Consider the following 16,886-nt stretch of genomic DNA (forward strand, 5'->3'; position numbering starts at 1 on the left):
AGGTAGAAGATATGAAGAATCTAGGTATCGGGGTTCGCCTCGGCATCGGTTTTGGGGTGGTATTGCTGCTGGCGGCGCTTATGACGGGTTTGGGCATGCTGCGGCTGCAGCAGGTGGCCGAGCGCACTCACGCCATGATGCAACAGCCGCTGACCAAGGAGCGACTGGTCAGTGACTGGTACCGCCTGATGCATACCAGCGTGCGCCGCACCACCGCCGTGGCGCGCAGTGCCGACCCATCGCTGGGCGCGTTCTTCGCGGCCGAGACCAAGGCCTCGATCGACGGCATTGCCGCCTTGCGCGACAAGCTGCAGCCGCTGCTTGCGTCGGAACAGGAAAAGGCCGCGTTCCAGAAGATCCTGAGCGTGCGCGAGCCGTATAACAACGGCCGCGACAAGATCACCAGGCTCAAGCAGGAAGGCCTGACCGAGGAGGCCAACCAGGTACTGGAGAAAGAGTTCGTCCCCGCCGGCGACGCCTACCTGGCCGAGATCCAGAAGCTGCTCGACATCCAGCGCGCCAGCATCGACGCCACCGCACGCGAGATCAACGGCATCTACGTCAACGCGCGCAACAGCCTGATCGGGCTGGGCGTGGTGGTGCTGGGTATCGGCATTGCGTTCTCGGTCTGGCTGACCAGCGGCATTACGCGCCCGCTGCATCGCGCCGTGGCCGTGGCTCGCACCGTTGCTTCCGGCGACCTCACCAGCCGCATCGACGTCGACAGCCGCGACGAAACCGGCCAGTTGCTGCAGGCATTGGCGGACATGAACGCCAATATCCTGCGCATCGTGCGCCAGGTGCGCGCCGGCACCGAATCGATCGTATCGGGCACCAGCCAGATCGCGGCCGGTAACACCGACCTGTCGCAGCGCACCGAGGAACAGGCTTCGTCGCTGCAGCAGACCGCGGCCAGCATGGAAGAGCTGACCAGCATTGTGCGGCAGAACGCCGACAACGCGCGCCAGGCCAGCACGCTCGCCATCAATGCCTCGGATATCGCCGAGCAGGGCGGCGAAGTCGCGGGCAAGGTGGCCGAGACCATGGCAGAGATCAACGGCGCGTCGAAGAAGGTGGTCGACATCATCGCCGTGATCGAGGGCATTGCGTTCCAGACCAATATCCTTGCGCTGAATGCCGCGGTGGAAGCAGCGCGCGCGGGCGAGCAGGGCCGGGGCTTTGCCGTAGTGGCGGGCGAAGTGCGAACGCTGGCGCAGCGCAGCGCGACCGCGGCCAAGGAGATCAAGGCACTGATCGGGGATTCGGTGGACCGCGTCGAAAAGGGCTCCATGCTGGTGACGCATTCGGGCCAGACCATGGAAGAGATCGTCGCGGCGGTCAAGCGCGTGACCGACATCATGGGCGAGATCAGCGCCGCGTCGGCTGAGCAGAGCTCGGGCATCGAGCAGGTGAACCAGGCGGTGACGCAGATGGATACGGTGACGCAGCAGAACGCGGCCCTGGTGGAACAGGCGGCCGCGGCGGCGGGTTCGCTGGAGGAGCAGGCGCAGCGGCTGAAGGAGGCGGTGGCGACGTTCAGGCTCGCGGCTTGATCGCGAGCCGCTGGTTTTAGCCCCTCTCCCCCTGGGAGAGGGGTGGGGGAGAGGAGCGCACACCAAGCTGCGCGGAAGCTACCGCGCCTGCAAAAACTCCCCCACCTCCAGCAACACCAGTTCATTGTCATCCGCGCGATTGGGTTCGCGGCTGCTGCTGAAGGGCAGGTTGTTGTCGTTGCCGACCACGATGTGCGTGGCGTCGACCACTTCGACGTTCTCGATGGTAAAGAACGGGAACGCCAGCATCCCGTCGGTCAGCGGCTTGCGCGCCAGCTTGCGCGGGTCGGCAATGCGCAGCAGATCGACATAGCCGATCTTGCGCAACGGCCCGCCGGCATTGGCGTCGGTCAGTTCGACCTTGTAGACCCGCTTGAACTTCGCCACCTCATCGAAGCAATCCGGCCGCTTCTGCCCGGCGGGGCAGGCCTTGTCGGGCGTGCCCTCGCCGTTGTCGCGCTCGATGATCAGGCCGGTATTGGCGTCGATCATGTTGAAGTCGCCGATGGCGTGGCTCGCGTCTTCCGGCACGTACTTCCAGTGGCGGCCGGTCCAGGCCTGCTGCTTCACGTCGAATTCCAGCACGCGCAGGTAGGGTTTGCCGGCTTCGCTCTCGTAGCGCTTCGCGGCGTCGTTCCAGAGCGCGCCTTCCAGCAGCGCATACAGCTTGCTGCCGTCGGGCGACGCGGCCATGCCCTCGAAGCCCTTCGAACGCTTCACCTGGAACTTGATACCGCCGTCCGGCGCGGCGGGCGTGGTCACCGCCGGATGATCGGGCGAGCGCACCACCTTGCCGTCGACCATGGTTTCGAACACCGCCAGCACCTTGCCGTCCATGTCGGCCTTGATCAGGAACGGGCCAAACTCATCGCCGATCCAGATGGCGCCCCCCGCGAACTGGAAGCTCTCGGTATCGAAATCCGAGCCGGTCAGGTAGCGCTGCTTCGTGCCCTCATGGACGATGCGGAACGGCACCTTCTTGTCCGGATCGTGCAGGAATATCGTCTTCAGCCGCCGGAACTGGCCGGTGCCGAAATCCACCTGGTAATGGTTCAGGTACAGCATGAAGTCCGGCGAGTTGGCCTTGGCGCCCGCGCCATTGTCGGTCAGCAGCCAGAAGCTGCCGTCGGCCATGCGCTTGATGCCCGAGTGTCCCTGGGCCGGCTGGCCGCGGAACGGCAGCGAGACGCCGGTGGGCCGGCCGTTGGACTTCCCTTCGATCGTGCCCGGCGCCTCGGTGCGCTGCGCGGTGGTGAACTTGCCGCTGACCTGCAGGTCTGCCGGCGCATCCTTGGGCGCGGCCAGCAAGGTTTGCGCGGGCAGCACCGCATGGCCGGCGAGGGTGGCGGGGAAGGCTTGGGGCGCATCGGCCCAGGCGGGCAGCGCGCCAAGCAGCGCCGCGGCCACGGTGAGCCGGGCAAGCGGCCGGGCAAGCGACAGGGCAGGCAAAGGGTGGGACATGAACGGTTCCTTGGCGTTGAGAGGACAAAAGCCAACATTGTCGGCGCCCAGTTTGACAGCTCTGTGATCCGTCGGGCGCACTTCAAGGATGGCTCGCTTGGCCTCACCTCGCCCCGAAATGTCAACTGGAATACCAGACCGGCACCGTTCGGGTGCAACGGGCGAAAGCTGGCGCCGCCAGGCCGGACGCCGGCGCCATTTTCTTTCCGATTGCCGCGCAAAATGCGCTGGTTTTCAGATTCCTGAAAGCAAACTGAGGCAAAATTCTACTTTTCGCCTAGTTTGTTGCCCTGACCGTGACCCGGCAGGCAGAAGTCCTACCCACCGATAGAGGATCTGAGAGAGCCAATGAGTACCCAGCAACCCACCATCATCTACACGCTGACCGACGAAGCCCCGCTGCTGGCGACCAGTGCGTTCCTCCCGATCATCCAGACCTTCACCAAGCCGGCCGGCATCAACGTGACCACCAGCGATATCTCGGTGGCCGGCCGTATCCTGGGCGAATTCCCCGAATTCCTCACTGAAGAACAGCGCGTGCCGGACAACCTGGCCGAGCTGGGCAAGCTGACGCAGCTGCCGGATACCAACATCATCAAGCTGCCGAACATCTCGGCCTCGGTGCACCAGCTGGTCAGCGCCATCCGCGAACTGCAGGGCAAGGGCTACAAGGTGCCCGACTATCCGGAAGACCCGAAGACCGACGAAGAAAAGGCGATCCAGAAGCGCTATTCCAAGTGCCTGGGCTCGGCCGTGAACCCGGTCCTGCGCGAAGGCAACTCCGACCGCCGCGCCCCGGCCGCGGTCAAGAACTACGCGCGCAAGCACCCGCACAGCATGGGCGAGTGGAGCATGGCGTCGCGCACGCACGTGGCCCACATGAAGCACGGCGACTTCTACCACGGCGAAAAGTCGATGACGCTCGACAAGGCGCGCGACGTCAAGATGGAGCTGATCACCAAGAGCGGCAAGACCATCGTGCTCAAGCCCAAGGTGTCGCTGCAGGACGGCGAGATCATCGACAGCATGTTCATGAGCAAGAAGGCCCTGTGCGCCTTCTATGAAGAGCAGTTCGAAGACGCGCGCAAGACCGGCGTGATGCTGTCGCTGCACGTCAAGGCGACCATGATGAAGGTGTCGCACCCGATCGTGTTCGGCCACGCCGTCAAGATCTTCTACAAGGAAGCCTTCGCCAAGCACGGCGCGCTGTTCGACGAACTGGGCGTCAACGTCAACAACGGCCTGGTCAACCTGTACGAGAAGATCGAGTCGCTGCCCAGCTCCAAGCGCGAAGAGATCATCCGCGACCTGCACGCCTGCCACGAGCATCGCCCGGAACTGGCGATGGTGGATTCGGCCAAGGGCATCTCGAACCTGCACGCGCCGAACGACGTGATCGTCGATGCCTCGATGCCGGCCATGATCCGCATCGGCGGCAAGATGTGGGGCGCCGATGGCCGTCCGAAGGACACCAAGGCGGTGATCCCGGAAAGCACTTTTGCCCGCATCTACCAGGAAATCATCAACTTCTGCAAGACCAACGGCAATTTCGACCCGACCACCATGGGCACCGTGCCCAACGTCGGCCTGATGGCGCAGAAGGCCGAGGAATACGGCTCGCACGACAAGACCTTCGAGATCGCCGAAGACGGCGTCGCCAATATCGTCGACCTGGCCACCGGTGAAGTGCTGCTGACGCAGAACGTGGAAGCGGGCGACATCTGGCGCATGTGCCAGGTCAAGGACGCGCCGATCCGCGACTGGGTCAAGCTGGCCGTCACGCGCGCGCGCAACTCGGGCATGCCGGCGGTGTTCTGGCTGGACCCGTACCGTCCGCACGAGGCCGAACTGATCAAGAAGGTGGAAACGTACCTGAAGGACTACGACACCACCGGCCTCGACATCCAGATCATGTCGCAGGTGCGCGCCATGCGCTATACGCTGGAACGCGTGATCCGCGGCCTGGACACCATCTCGGTGACCGGCAACATCCTGCGCGACTACCTGACCGACCTGTTCCCGATCATGGAACTGGGCACCAGCGCCAAGATGCTGTCGATCGTGCCGCTGATGGCCGGTGGCGGCATGTATGAAACGGGTGCCGGCGGCTCGGCGCCGAAGCATGTCAAGCAACTGGTGGAAGAGAACCACCTGCGCTGGGATTCGCTGGGCGAATTCCTGGCACTGGCGGTGTCGCTGGAAGACGTCGGCATCAAGACCGGCAACGCCCGTGCCAAGATCCTGGCCAAGACGCTCGACGCCGCCACCGGCAAGCTGCTCGACAACAACAAGAGCCCGTCGCCCAAGACCGGCGAGCTGGACAACCGCGGCAGCCAGTTCTATCTGGCGATGTACTGGGCCCAGGAACTGGCCGCGCAGTCGGACGACGCGGAACTGGCCGCCAGGTTCGCGCCGCTGGCGAAGACGCTGACTGACAACGAGAAGAAGATTGTCGGCGAACTCGCTGCGGTGCAGGGCCAGCCGGTGGACATCGGCGGCTACTACCAGCCGGACGCCGCCAAGCTCAGCGCCGCGATGCGCCCGAGCCAGACGCTGAACGCCGCGCTGGCCTCGGTCGCAGCCTGAGCTGTCGGTCCGCATTGCGGGCCGGCACTAACCAAAAACCCCGGACCCTGGTCCGGGGTTTTTTTCTTTGCGCGGCAAGTCCGCCTATGGCTGCTATGGCTGCTGTGTTTCCGTAACGATGTCCCAACCCTGTTCCGGGCCGCTCTTCTGGTCGCGGTAAGTCCACAGGGCACCGCAGTCCTGGCAGACAAAGCTGCTGATGGTGACGGCCGCGGAGCGCGGCGGCTTGATGCGTTGGGTATCGGTGATGCGGAGCGCGGCGTGCCCGGGGGCGCCGCGCACATGGCGTTCGATAGCCTGGCAGGCAGTGCAGAGTGTCATCCGTGTGTGGTTCCGTTCGATGGGCCACTGTAGCACGCTGCCGCAATCGGGCGGGGAGCCCCTCAATCCGCACTTTCGGGTGAAGTTTGTTGACATGGCAGGGGGCGACCTGTATAAGGGTGGATGCAGGATCTTTCAAGCAGCAATCTAGAAGTCCAGGTGCTTGCCCACACGGCGCCACTTTTTCTCCTTGTGTCTTCCTTGATCGTCATGCCTTGCCGGCGCTTTTGCCGGTGAGAAAAACTTATTGAGGAATCCAACATGGAAACCGGTACCGTCAAGTGGTTCAACGATTCGAAGGGTTTTGGCTTCATTACGCCTGATGCAGGCGGCAACGACCTGTTCGCGCACTTCTCCGAAATCCAGGGCAACGGCTTCAAGTCGCTGGCAGAAGGCCAGAAGGTGCGTTACGTTGCCGGCGTCGGCCAGAAGGGCCCGGCCGCAACCAAGATCGAGCCGATCTGAATTGCACCGAACCCGTTGAGCTGAGCGCCCCAGCGCCAGTTCGATAAAAAAAGCTCCGCGATGGCGGAGCTTTTTTATTTTGGCCACCAAGAGGCCCGCCGATGGCGAAATAAAGCCACTGCGCGCACTTCAACAGGCGTAGAGTGGGGGCAACACCACCATCCCGGCGGAGGCTGCCATGGATATCTATCCGGCTGCGACTTACAAGGGGTATGACCTTTACCCCCTGGTGTACAAGCACACCATCACACGCGTGTGGCCAGAGCCGCGGCCCGACCGCTCGTTCGATGCGGCGGTGGTGATCTGCCTCGAAGGCGAGTCGCCGGAAGGCGCGCAGGCGCGCACGTTCCGCCTGGACGCCACGCCGTGGGATAACGTTGGCGGTGCACGCCGTGGTGTGCTGCGCTATGCCGAGGCCATCATCAACGGCGCAGTGCCGGGGCTTTCGGTGGCATCGTCTGGTTTGCCGGCGTCCTGAGCCAGGCCAGGCGCCGGTCCTGGATTTTCTTCCCTATCAACGCGGCACGATGCCGCATGGAGCCGTCGTGAGCGACAGCAGTCCCAGCCGCAGTCCCGGCAACAATGTTCCCGGCAGCACGCCCTTTGCCAGCTACAAGGGTTTTGACCTGTACCCCCTGGTTTACCGCCACCGGCCCACGCAGGGCTGGCCGCGCACCAAGCCCGACAACAGTTTCCTGGCTTCCATCGTGATTTGCCGCGAAGGCTATCGCCCCGGCGAAGACCATGCGCGCGTGTTTCCCGTGGGCGAGTCGCGCTGGGAGAATATCGGCTCGGCGCGCCGCGGCGCGCTGCAGTTCGGCGAAGACATCATCAACGGGCTGGTTGCCGGCGAATCGGTGGCGTCGCTGTAGGCGCCGCTCCAGGCGCAGGTGTTGCAGCGTGCCGGTCCGTCCGGCCCGCTGCACAACCGGAGGCGCGCGGCGTCATCCGTCAGACTGCAAGGAGTCCGTTCATGGACATGCGTACGGGATCATCCGGTTTTCTGTGCACGTTGCCCGGCGAGGGCAAAGGCATCACCTACCACGTGGCGATCTGCTTTATCGATGCCGAGCGTCCCACCGGCGTGCTGTTCACCAGCTTCGTGGGCGTGGGGCGGCGTTCGTTCGGCGTGCTGACCGACCCGGCGACATTGCGCGGCGAGCTTGCCACCAGCGGCGAGGCGTTGTGCCGCCTGGCCATCGGCCAGGTGGTGCGCGACCAGCTGCATGATAAGGCGCGCGAGGGCGACTACGTGCTGGATCTGGCCGCCGCCTCATGGGACGGCGAATTGCGGTCGGTCGGGGCCGGGCTCAGGACGGCCCGGCCGCATGTGCGCGTGCTTGGCTGACGTGTCAGTGCGCCAGCCGCAACGGTAGCGCCGACCCGCGTCCGGCTCAGATCTTGAACACCGGGTCGCCGTGGCGCTCAAGCAGCGCTTCGATCAGCGCCATGTCGGTGATCTCGGGGGTGCGGTCTTCCACCGCGCGCGACGGCCCGCAATAGGTGGCGGTCACGTGCCGCCTGACCGTCAGCACGCCCGCCGCGGGCGGCGCGACTTCAACGGCCTGCCAAGGCGCATGCCGGTAGCTGCCCGGCTGCCAACCTTCCGGCGTCAGGTGCACGGCTTCCCATTCTTCGATGACGGACATGATCGGTTCTCCTTGATTGAGGGATGAGGCGTTGGGGGATGGCACGCGCCGCTGCGGCGCATGCCATGGCGAAGGGCGCGTCCGGCTACGACTTGTGCCGATAGTTGATGCGGCCCTTGGTCAGGTCGTAGGGCGACATCTCCAGCGTGACGCGATCGCCCGCCAGCACGCGGATGCGGTTCTTCTTCAGCCGGCCGGACGAATACGCCCAGACTTCGAAGCCGTTTTCCAGGATCACGCGAAAGCGGTTGTCGGGCAGCACTTCCGACACCTTGCCGCCAAATTCGACCAGTTCTTCTTTTGCCAAGGGGACTCCTTGCTGTAGCCGCGCGGCTTGTGCGCGTGCTTGGGGTGGTGGCCAGCCGATGGCGGCGGACCGAGGGTATGGGGCTGACTGCGGCTTGCCGCCGCTTACTGCAGGCGCAGGCGCGCTGCGGCATGTTCGCCAGCGCGGCGGGCAGCCTGCCTGGCGCGGGCTTCGGAGCGGTGGGTGTCGTGGCGCATGGCCACGTTGGCCACGATGCGTTCGGCGCCATTGCGGTATTCCGCAATCATGTAGGTCGCGAACCAGAGGCCGGGTTCCTGCTCGATCGGATAAACGGAAACGGTATAGGGGCTGTGCTGGATGGTGTTGACTCGATTCAATGGGTTACCTGTTCATGGGCGCGGCCGTGGCGGCGCGCTGCATCGGCATGCCGATGCAGCGGGTGGCGCGGTGGTGGCCGTCAGCCGTTGCGATGTGCCAGGGTCTCGGCCCGCGCGGCAGCACGAGCATTGCCTCTGGCGTGAAGTGGACCATGCCTGCGCAAGCCGATGCGCCGGCGTACCGGGTGCAGGGTACGGGCCATCGTTGCGGAGCGGACTAGCCGCCGGTCGGAAAAGGGTGATGGGCCTTCTGGCCCGAAGACGCACCGGGTATCGGTCCGGGTTTGCGCCTGATATGCCGCTGCTGAAGTGCTTGCAGTGGAGAGATCTGCGGCAGACATGCAGGAGTCTGGCGTTGCCGATCTGATCTGCGACCCCGCATCATACCACTTCCGGGCCAAGCCTGCCCGCATGACGGGCGCTATCCCTCGCGCGGGTGCGCCGCAGCGCTCAGGGCTCGTTGAGCTGCGCGAAGCGTTGCGACAGGAAGTCGATCAGCTCCCGCACCGACGGCAGCAACCCGCGCCGCGACGGAAACACGGCATGGATCACGCCGGCCTTGACCGACCATTCCGGCAGCACCTTCACCAGGCGGCCATCGCGTAGTTCGTCGGTCATCATCATCACCGGCAGCTGGACGATGCCGGCGCCGGCCATCGCGGCGGTGCGCAGCATGATCATGTCGTCGGTCACCAGCCGCGGCTTGTGGTGCAGTTCGGCGCTGGCGCCGCCGGGCCCGTACAGCGACCAGGTGTGCGACGGCCGGGGCGGACCCAGGTCCAGCGTGGGCAAGGCATTCAGGTCCGCCGGTGCCAGCAGCGGCCCGCGTCCGGCCAGCAGCGCCGGGCTCGCGACAAAGCACCAGGCGCGCTGGGCCAGCACCCGCATCACCAGGTCGCTGTCTTCCAGCGGCGGCACGCGCACGCGCACGGCCAGGTCGATGCCCTCGGCGACCACGTCGACGCGCCGGTTGGTGGCCTCCAGGTGCACGATGACCTTGGGATTGGCCGCCATGAAGTCTGCCACCATCTCGCCCACGCGCGCGTGCAGCAGCGCCACCGGGCAGGTCATGCGCACCAGGCCGCTGGGCTCGGCGCGGCTTTGCTCGATCGCGCTCTCGGCGGCCTCGGCCTCGACCAGCATCGCCTTGCAATGGGCGTAATAGGTCTGCCCCAGTTCCGTTACCGAAAAGCGCCGCGTCGAGCGCTGGATCAGGCGCACCCCCAGACGCTCTTCCAGCAGGGCCACGCGCCGGCTGAGCTTTGACTTGGGAATGCCCAGCACGCGCCCGGCCGGCGCAAAACCCTGGTGGTCGACTACCTGCGCGAAGTAGTACAGGTCATTGAAGTCCGGATGCAAAGGCGGCTCCTGTCGTCCTGCCAGTAGGACGCTGAAGGCGGATTTTCCGGCCTACCGGTGGCATTTGCCAAGTCCTATGCTTTCCCAACACGGTCGGTTCCGGATGATCCGGTCCGCCGGTTTTGCCAACCGCATAGGAGAATGCCCAATGACCACACCCGCCAATTTCAACGGCAAGCGTCCGGCCATCGATCCCGCCGATACGGCAATGCTGCTGATCGACCATCAGAGTGGCCTGTTCCAGACCGTGGGCGACATGCCGATGCCAGAACTGCGCTTGCGCGCCGCCGCGCTGGCCAAGATGGCGACGCTATGCAAGCTGCCCGTGATCACCACCGCTTCGGTGCCGCAGGGCCCCAACGGTCCGCTGATCCCCGAGATCCATGAGAACGCCCCGCACGCCAAATACGTCGCCCGCAAAGGCGAGATCAACGCCTGGGACAACCCCGACTTTGTCGCCGCGGTGCGCGAAACCGGCAAGAAGACCCTGATCATCGCCGGCACCATCACCAGCGTGTGCATGGCGTTCCCGTCGATCAGCGCGGTGGCTGACGGCTACAAGGTATTCGCGGTGGTGGACGCCTCGGGCACCTATTCCAAGATGGCGCAGGAAATCACCCTGGCGCGCATCGTCCAGGCCGGCGTGGTGCCGATGGATACCGCCGCCGTGGCCTCGGAGCTGCAGCAGAGCTGGAACCGCCCGGACGCGCAGCAATGGGCGGAGGTCTACACCAAGATCTTCCCCGCATACCAGCTGCTGATCGAAAGCTACATGAAGGCGCAGGAAGTCGAGAAGAAGCACGAGGTGCTGGACTCCCAGCGTTAACCACCTGACCTGCAGCCACTGCATTTCAATACGGGCGCGGCAAGGGATCCCCGGCCGCGCCCGCAATTTCTCCACAGGAGCACGCCATGAGTAAGCCCTACAAGCGCCTGGACAAGAACCAGGCTGCCGTGCTGATGGTCGACCACCAGGCCGGCCTGCTGTCGCTGGTGCGGGACATCGAGCCCGACAAGTTCAAGAACAACGTGCTGGCGCTGGCCGACCTGGCCAAGTACTTCAAGCTGCCGACGGTGCTGACCACCAGTTTCGAGGACGGCCCCAACGGGCCGCTGGTGCCCGAGCTCAAGGCCATGTTCCCGGATGCGCCGTTCATTCCGCGCCCCGGCCAGATCAACGCCTGGGATAACGAGGACTTCGTCGCGGCGGTGCGCGCCACCGGCAAGAAGCAGCTGCTGATCGCCGGCGTGGTCACCGAAGTGTGCGTCGCCTTCCCGGCGCTGGCGGCGATCGAAGAGGGCTTTGAAGTGTTCGTCGTGACCGATGCCTCGGGCACCTTCAACCAAATCACGCGCGATTCGGCCTGGCAGCGGATGTCGGACGCCGGCGCGCAGCTGATGACGTGGTTCGGCGTGGCGTGCGAACTGCACCGCGACTGGCGCAACGACATCGAGGGCCTGGGCACGCTGTTCTCGAACCATATCCCGGATTACCGGAACCTGATCACGGCGTATACGACGGTGAAGGGCAGCAAGTAGGCCACGTACGGTGGCACGCCGCTGGTTTGCTCTCTCTCCCGCATGCGGGAGAGAGAGCAAGCAGATGGCACGCGGGCGGACCCGCGCAGCAGGCCAGTTCCCTCAGGCTTCCCCCACAGCCGCCCGCATCGGCGCAACCGCTTGCGCCTGCGCCGACGCCGACCTGCGGTGGTTGATCATCGACACCGCCCCCACCGCGATCACCGCCGGGATCGCCATCGCCATGAAGTTCTGCTGCAGCGGCAGCGACATCCCCACCAGCACCCCAATCACGATCGGCGCCAGGATGGCACCGCTGCGTCCCACGCCGGAGGCCCAGCCGATACCGGTGCCGCGCACCGCCATCGGGTAGAACTGGCCCGCGTAGGCATAGGTGACGATCTGCGTGCCGATGGTGGAAGCGCCCGCCAGGCCCACCACCACGAACAGCGCGGCGCTGGGCATGGGATAGCCCAGCAGCGTGATCGACACCGCCGCGAGTGCATACATGCCGATCAGCACATGCTTGATCGGTAGGCGGTCGGCCAGCCAGCCGCCGCCGATGGCGCCCAGCATCGCGCCGAAGTTCAGCACCAGCACGAAGGTCAGCGCCGAGCCCAGGCTGTAGCCCGCGCCCGCCATCAGCTTGGCCAGCCACGAGCTGAGCGCGTACACCATGAACAGGCACATGAAGAACGCGACCCAGAACATCACCGTGCTGACGCCGCGGCCGTCCTGGAACAAGCGCCGGATGGGCGCGCTGCCGGCTGCGCTGGCAGCACCCTCGTCCGCAGGCAGGATAAACACATCGCCGGCCTGCGGGCGATGCGACGGCGCGAGCCGCGACACCACCGCCTGCAGCGCCGCGCTCTGGCCGGTGCGGATCAGGTAGGGCATCGACTCCGGCAGCGCGCGCAGCACCAGCGGAATCAGCACCACCGGCAGGCCCGCGGCCAGGAACACCGACTGCCAGCCGTAGCTTTCGATCAGCCCCTTGCCCAGCAGCGCGGCCAGCATGCCGCCGACCGAATAGCCACTGAACATCAGCGTCACCAGCGTGCCGCGCAGCTTGCGTGGCGAGTACTCGGTCATCTGTGCCACCACGTTGGGCATCACCCCGCCGATGCCCAGCCCCGCCAGAAAGCGCGTGACACTGAAGCTGACCGGGTCGCTGGTCAGACCCGCGATCGCGGTGAACACGCTGAACAGCGCGATGCAGATGGCGATGGCGCGCCGGCGCCCGATGCGGTCGGCCACGGTGCCGAGAAAGATGGCGCCGAACATCATGCCGAACAGCGCCGAGCTGACCATGAAGCCCGCGCTGGTGGCGGTCACGCCCATCTCCTTCATGATCGATGGCAGGGCGATGCCCGCCACCGCCAGGTCATAGCCGTCGAAGATGATAATCAGCGCGCACCAGAACAGGATGAGCGCATGGAAGCGGTTGAAGCAGGCCGAGTCGGCCAGCTGGTGGACATCGATCTGACGCATGGTTTGTCTCCGGGATGGGTGGGATGGCGGGAGCGGGCGGCGTTGCCGCTCACGCCACCGCGGCGGCGCGCTCTGCGGCGGCCTGCAGTTCCTGTTCGCGCAGCAGGAAGCGCTGGATCTTGCCGGTGGCGGTCTTGGGCAGCGCCTCGACGAACGCAATCGCGCGCGGGTACTTGTAGGCGGCCAGCCGCTCCTTGACGAAGACCTTCAGCTCGCTTTGGTCCAGTTGCGCGCCCGCCTTCAGCACCACGAAGGCCTTGGTCTTGACCAGCCCGTCCTGGTCGGGCACGCCGATCACCGCGGCTTCCAGCACCGCGGGGTGCTGCACCAGCGTGGCCTCGACCTCGAACGGCGACACGTAGATGCCACTGACCTTGAGCATGTCGTCGCTGCGCCCGGCGTAGCTGTAGCTGCCGTCCGGGTTGCGCACGTACTTGTCGCCGCTCTTGGTCCAGCCGCCGCGGAAGGTCTCGCGCGACTTCTCCCGGTTGGCCCAGTACATCATCGCGGCGCTGGGGCCCTGGATATACAGGTCGCCGATTTCCCCGTCGGGCACGGGGCGTCCGTCTTCATCGCGCAGCTCGATGGTGTAGCCCGGCACCGGCCAGCCGGTGGTGCCGTAGCGCACCTGGCCGGGACGGTTGGACAGGAAGATGTGCAGCATCTCGGTGGAACCGATGCCATCGATGATCTCGCAGCCGAAATGCGCGGTGAAACGCTCGCCGATCTCCGCGGGCAGCGCTTCGCCGGCCGACGAGCACAGCCGCAGCGCCACCTCGGCGCGAGCCGGCAGCGCCGGCGACGCGAGCAGGCCGGCGTATCCGGTCGGCGCGCCGAAGAACACCGTCGGCTGGTGCCGCAGCCAGCGGCGGAAGGTGGCATCGGGCGTGGGCCGCTCGGCCATCAGCACGACCGTGGCGCCGACGCTGAGCGGAAAGCTGAGGCCGTTGCCCAGACCGTAAGCGAAATACAGCTTGGCGGCGGAGAAGCATACGTCCTGCTCCTGCAGGCCCAGCACCGGCCCGGCATAAAGCGCCGCGGTCCAGTACGGGTTGCCGTGGCTGTGCACCACGCCCTTGGGCTGGCCGGTCGAGCCGGACGAGTAGAGCCAGAAGCCGGGATCGTCGCAACCGGTGGCGGCGGGCGCCTGCAGCGGCGCGTGCGCGGCAAGCGCCGTCTCCAGCGCGACCATGCCGTCGGGCAGCGGGGCCTGCGCGCGCGATACCAGCACCTGCCGCACCTCATGCCCGGGCCGCGCCAGCGCGTCCTGCAACACCGGCAGCAGCGCCGCCGACACCAGCACCGCCTGGGCGCGGCTGTGCTGCAGCATGTAGGCGTAGTCGTCGGCGGTCAGCAGCGTATTGACGGCAACCGGCACGATGCCGGCGTACATCGCGCCAAGAAAGCACACCGGCCAGTCGGTGCAGTCGTGCATCAGCAGCAGCACGCGTTCTTCGCGGCGGATGCCGGCGCCGAGCAGCGCCGCGGCCAGTTGCCGCACCTGCTGCGCCAGTTCGCCATAGGTGAGCTGGCCGTCGTCATCGAGATAGGCGACCTTGCCGGCGCGCCCGGCGTTGCAGTCGAGCAGGTGCGCGGCAAAGTTGAAGGGGGTGCCGGGTGGCCGGACGGGTGGCGCTGCGGGCGTGGCGTTCATGGGTTGTCTCCCCGTTGCTGGTGTACGGTGTGCCGCGCGCCGCCATGCGAATGTGGCGACGCGAGCGAGCGGTGGGCGGGATCGGTCAGGCGAAGGTGTCGAGCACCGCGGTGCTGGCCTGGATGGCGCTGCGGCGGTGATAGAAATGCAGGGCGCGCAGGCCGCCCAGTTCCTCGCCGCCGCCGGCGCGGCCCGGGCCGCCGTGCAGCGATTGCGGCATGACATTGCCGTGGCCGGTATGCAGCTGCGCCACGTCGGGCGAAATCACATGCACGCGGCCATGGCTGTCGGCCAGCTCCAGCGCGGCGGCGCCGAGCGCACCGGCGTCGCTGCCATAGAGCGAGGCCACCAGCGATCCCTGGCCACGGCGCACCAGCGCCAGCGCATGGGCCGTGTCGCGGTAGGGCAGCAGCGTGGCGACCGGGCCGAACACTTCGGTGTCGTGCACCATGGCGGCCGCGTCCGCATCGGTCACGCCGAGCAGCGTCGGGCCGATGCAGCAGGCCACCGCCGCATCGGCATCGACCAGCGGCTGCCGCGCACCGTCGTGCAGCACTTGCGCATGACGGCCCAGGCTGGCCAGGCCCGCCTGCACGGCGTCGAACTGCGCGCGGCTGACCAGTGCGCCCATGCGTACCGTGTCGTTGCGCGGGTTGCCCACGGTCACTTTCGCCAGCCGTGCGCCGATGGCCTCGGCGGCCTGCGCGTACAGGGCCTCGGGCACGAACACGCGCCGGATCGCGGTGCATTTCTGGCCGGACTTGACCGTCATCTCGCGCACGACTTCCTTTGCCAGCAGGTCGAAGGCGGCGCTGTCGTGGCCATCCTGCGGCAGCAGTACGGCGGCATTGATGCTGTCCGCTTCAATGTTCACGCGCACCGAGTGCTGGGCGATGGCCGGATGCGAGCGGATCACCGCGGCGGTGTCGGCCGAGCCGGTGAACGACACCACGTCAAAGGGGTGCAGCGCGTCCAGCAGTCCCGCGGAACTGCCGCACACCACCGACAACGCGCCTGCTGGCAGTATCCCGGCCTCGATCACGTCGCGCACCATGCGCTGGGTCAGCCAGGCGGTGGCGGTAGCGGGTTTGACGATCACCGGCACGCCCGCCAGCAGTGCCGGCGCGGCCTTCTCCCACAGTCCCCAGGCCGGGAAATTGAAGGCATTGATGAACAGCGCCACGCCGCGCGTGGGCACCAGCACGTGCTGCGACTGGAACAGCGGGTCCTTGCCCAGCCGCGCCGCGTCACCGTCCAGCAGGTAATGCCGCTCGCCGAGCGTGTCGCCCAGCTTTGCGTAGGTGCCGAGCGTGAAGATGCCGCCGTCGATGTCGACCGCGGAGTCGTTGCGCACGGTGCCGCTGTTGGCGGTGGCGATGTCGTAATACGCATCGCGATTGGCCTGCAGGACCTTGACCACCTCGCCCAGCAGCGCGGCGCGTTGCTTGTAGGTCAGCGCGCGCAGCGCGGCACCGCCTTGCTCGCGGGCGAACGCGAAGCCGGCCGCAAGGTCCAGGCCGGTGGCGTCGACGCGCACCAGCTCGTCACCCAGCACCGGGTCGAACAGCGGGGTGCCGGCACCGCTGCCGCGTTGCCAGGTGCCGCCTAGGTAATTGGAAAGGAGTTCAGTCATTGGGGAATCTCAGCGCGTGAAGTCGATGCGGCCTTGCGGCAGCAGGTACAGCACCAGCGCGCGGCCGTTGCTGACGGTAGGGCGATGGGCGCTGCCGGGCGGGCACACCAGCCAGCCGGCCGGGCGGCCGTCGAACTGCGCCTCGCCTTCGAGCGGCATGATCAGGTCGATCTCGCCATCGGGATGGATATGGTGCGGGCCGGCCACATCCTGCATGTCGACCACGTCGACCGAAAAGCCATGCAGGTCGTCGGCGGGCTTGAAGACGCGGCCGTAGCGGATGCCGCCGGCTTCGCGGTCGCACAGCCAGCCCGCGGCCACGCCGGCCTGGCAAGACGCCTTCAGTTGCTGATAAACAGGGCTGCCGGGGCCATGTTCGGCATTGAGCCAGGCCTCGAGGGCGGCATCGAGCGGGCGGCCGGCGAGTTGCGCGGTGAGGTGCGCGATCTGGCTGCGGAATTCAGTGGGGAACATATAGAAAGGGGGCTCCGTCTGATTCGCCAGTTGCCTTCACTGGCATCATGCATTATTGTGCATGTATGAAAAATAGA

General features: G+C 66.3%; 18 protein-coding genes. 8 read left to right on the plus strand and 10 right to left on the minus strand.

From position 1 onward, the window contains the following. The first annotated feature begins 11 nt into the window (after positions 1-11). Positions 12-1,553, plus strand: a complete 1,542-nt coding sequence (locus ACOCMH_RS05970; protein WP_427308232.1) for a methyl-accepting chemotaxis protein — start codon at positions 12-14, stop codon at positions 1,551-1,553. A gap of 78 nt (positions 1,554-1,631) precedes the next feature. Here ACOCMH_RS05970 and ACOCMH_RS05975 read toward each other — a convergent pair whose 3' ends face one another. Further along, the gene (locus ACOCMH_RS05975) at positions 1,632-3,014 is read right to left on the minus strand and encodes an esterase-like activity of phytase family protein (RefSeq protein WP_427308233.1); all 1,383 of its coding nucleotides are present in this window, start codon (positions 3,012-3,014) and stop codon (positions 1,632-1,634) included. Between the two features lie 348 nt (positions 3,015-3,362). Here ACOCMH_RS05975 and ACOCMH_RS05980 point away from each other — a divergent pair, with 348 nt between their 5' ends. Beyond that, complete coding sequence (locus ACOCMH_RS05980; protein WP_427308234.1) at positions 3,363-5,600, plus strand: NADP-dependent isocitrate dehydrogenase; 2,238 nt, start codon at positions 3,363-3,365, stop codon at positions 5,598-5,600. A 93-nt stretch (positions 5,601-5,693) separates the two neighbouring features. On the opposite strand, the gene ACOCMH_RS05985 is transcribed toward ACOCMH_RS05980, so the two are convergent. Then, complete coding sequence (locus ACOCMH_RS05985; RefSeq protein ID WP_171513832.1) at positions 5,694-5,921, minus strand: hypothetical protein; 228 nt, start codon at positions 5,919-5,921, stop codon at positions 5,694-5,696. 261 nt (positions 5,922-6,182) lie between these two features. Between ACOCMH_RS05985 and ACOCMH_RS05990 the strand changes: the two genes are divergently transcribed. From ACOCMH_RS05990 to ACOCMH_RS06005, 4 genes are all read left to right on the plus strand, one after another. Then, positions 6,183-6,386 carry a cold-shock protein gene (locus tag ACOCMH_RS05990; protein WP_112775604.1) on the plus strand — a complete coding sequence of 68 codons (204 nt, stop codon included), beginning with the start codon at positions 6,183-6,185 and terminating at the stop codon, positions 6,384-6,386. Positions 6,387-6,564: 178 nt separating this feature from the next. Beyond that, complete coding sequence (locus ACOCMH_RS05995; protein ID WP_427308235.1) at positions 6,565-6,864, plus strand: hypothetical protein; 300 nt, start codon at positions 6,565-6,567, stop codon at positions 6,862-6,864. Positions 6,865-6,931: 67 nt separating this feature from the next. Continuing rightward, positions 6,932-7,258: a hypothetical protein gene (locus ACOCMH_RS06000; protein ID WP_427308236.1), complete on the plus strand. Its 327-nt coding sequence runs from the start codon at positions 6,932-6,934 to the stop codon at positions 7,256-7,258. Positions 7,259-7,359: 101 nt separating this feature from the next. After that, complete coding sequence (locus ACOCMH_RS06005; RefSeq protein ID WP_171513829.1) at positions 7,360-7,734, plus strand: hypothetical protein; 375 nt, start codon at positions 7,360-7,362, stop codon at positions 7,732-7,734. Positions 7,735-7,780: 46 nt separating this feature from the next. Here the strand turns inward: ACOCMH_RS06005 and ACOCMH_RS06010 are convergent, their stop codons facing one another. The 4 genes from ACOCMH_RS06010 to ACOCMH_RS06025 form a co-directional block, all read right to left on the minus strand. Next, positions 7,781-8,035 carry a translation initiation factor 1 gene (locus ACOCMH_RS06010; RefSeq protein ID WP_427308237.1) on the minus strand — a complete coding sequence of 85 codons (255 nt, stop codon included), beginning with the start codon at positions 8,033-8,035 and terminating at the stop codon, positions 7,781-7,783. A gap of 85 nt (positions 8,036-8,120) precedes the next feature. After that, the gene (infA, locus tag ACOCMH_RS06015; protein ID WP_008646230.1) at positions 8,121-8,342 is read right to left on the minus strand and encodes a translation initiation factor IF-1; all 222 of its coding nucleotides are present in this window, start codon (positions 8,340-8,342) and stop codon (positions 8,121-8,123) included. Positions 8,343-8,446: 104 nt separating this feature from the next. After that, entirely contained in the window at positions 8,447-8,680 is a 234-nt protein-coding gene (locus tag ACOCMH_RS06020; RefSeq protein WP_427308238.1) for an isochorismatase, read from the minus strand. 450 nt (positions 8,681-9,130) lie between these two features. Then, a complete protein-coding gene (locus ACOCMH_RS06025) occupies positions 9,131-10,039 on the minus strand; it encodes a LysR family transcriptional regulator (protein WP_427308239.1) in 909 nt (302 codons plus the stop codon). A 148-nt stretch (positions 10,040-10,187) separates the two neighbouring features. Here ACOCMH_RS06025 and ACOCMH_RS06030 point away from each other — a divergent pair, with 148 nt between their 5' ends. Both ACOCMH_RS06030 and ycaC read left to right on the plus strand, forming a co-directional pair. Next, a complete protein-coding gene (locus ACOCMH_RS06030; RefSeq protein WP_116602618.1) occupies positions 10,188-10,865 on the plus strand; it encodes a hydrolase in 678 nt (225 codons plus the stop codon). Positions 10,866-10,951: 86 nt separating this feature from the next. Further along, positions 10,952-11,578: an isochorismate family cysteine hydrolase YcaC gene (gene ycaC / locus ACOCMH_RS06035; RefSeq protein WP_171513825.1), complete on the plus strand. Its 627-nt coding sequence runs from the start codon at positions 10,952-10,954 to the stop codon at positions 11,576-11,578. A 102-nt stretch (positions 11,579-11,680) separates the two neighbouring features. Here ycaC and ACOCMH_RS06040 read toward each other — a convergent pair whose 3' ends face one another. From ACOCMH_RS06040 to ACOCMH_RS06055, 4 genes are all read right to left on the minus strand, one after another. Beyond that, entirely contained in the window at positions 11,681-13,048 is a 1,368-nt protein-coding gene (locus tag ACOCMH_RS06040) for an MFS transporter (protein ID WP_427308240.1), read from the minus strand. A gap of 49 nt (positions 13,049-13,097) precedes the next feature. Beyond that, complete coding sequence (locus ACOCMH_RS06045) at positions 13,098-14,702, minus strand: benzoate-CoA ligase family protein (protein WP_427308241.1); 1,605 nt, start codon at positions 14,700-14,702, stop codon at positions 13,098-13,100. Between the two features lie 85 nt (positions 14,703-14,787). Then, positions 14,788-16,335 carry a 3,4-dehydroadipyl-CoA semialdehyde dehydrogenase gene (locus tag ACOCMH_RS06050; RefSeq protein WP_427308242.1) on the minus strand — a complete coding sequence of 516 codons (1,548 nt, stop codon included), beginning with the start codon at positions 16,333-16,335 and terminating at the stop codon, positions 14,788-14,790. 9 nt (positions 16,336-16,344) lie between these two features. Continuing rightward, positions 16,345-16,809 carry a DUF4863 family protein gene (locus ACOCMH_RS06055; RefSeq protein ID WP_427308243.1) on the minus strand — a complete coding sequence of 155 codons (465 nt, stop codon included), beginning with the start codon at positions 16,807-16,809 and terminating at the stop codon, positions 16,345-16,347. Between the last annotated feature and the right edge of the window lie 77 nt (positions 16,810-16,886).

This window comes from Cupriavidus sp. H39 (assembly GCF_050271075.1).
In the GTDB taxonomy this organism is placed as follows: Bacteria; Pseudomonadota; Gammaproteobacteria; order Burkholderiales; family Burkholderiaceae; genus Cupriavidus; species Cupriavidus necator_B.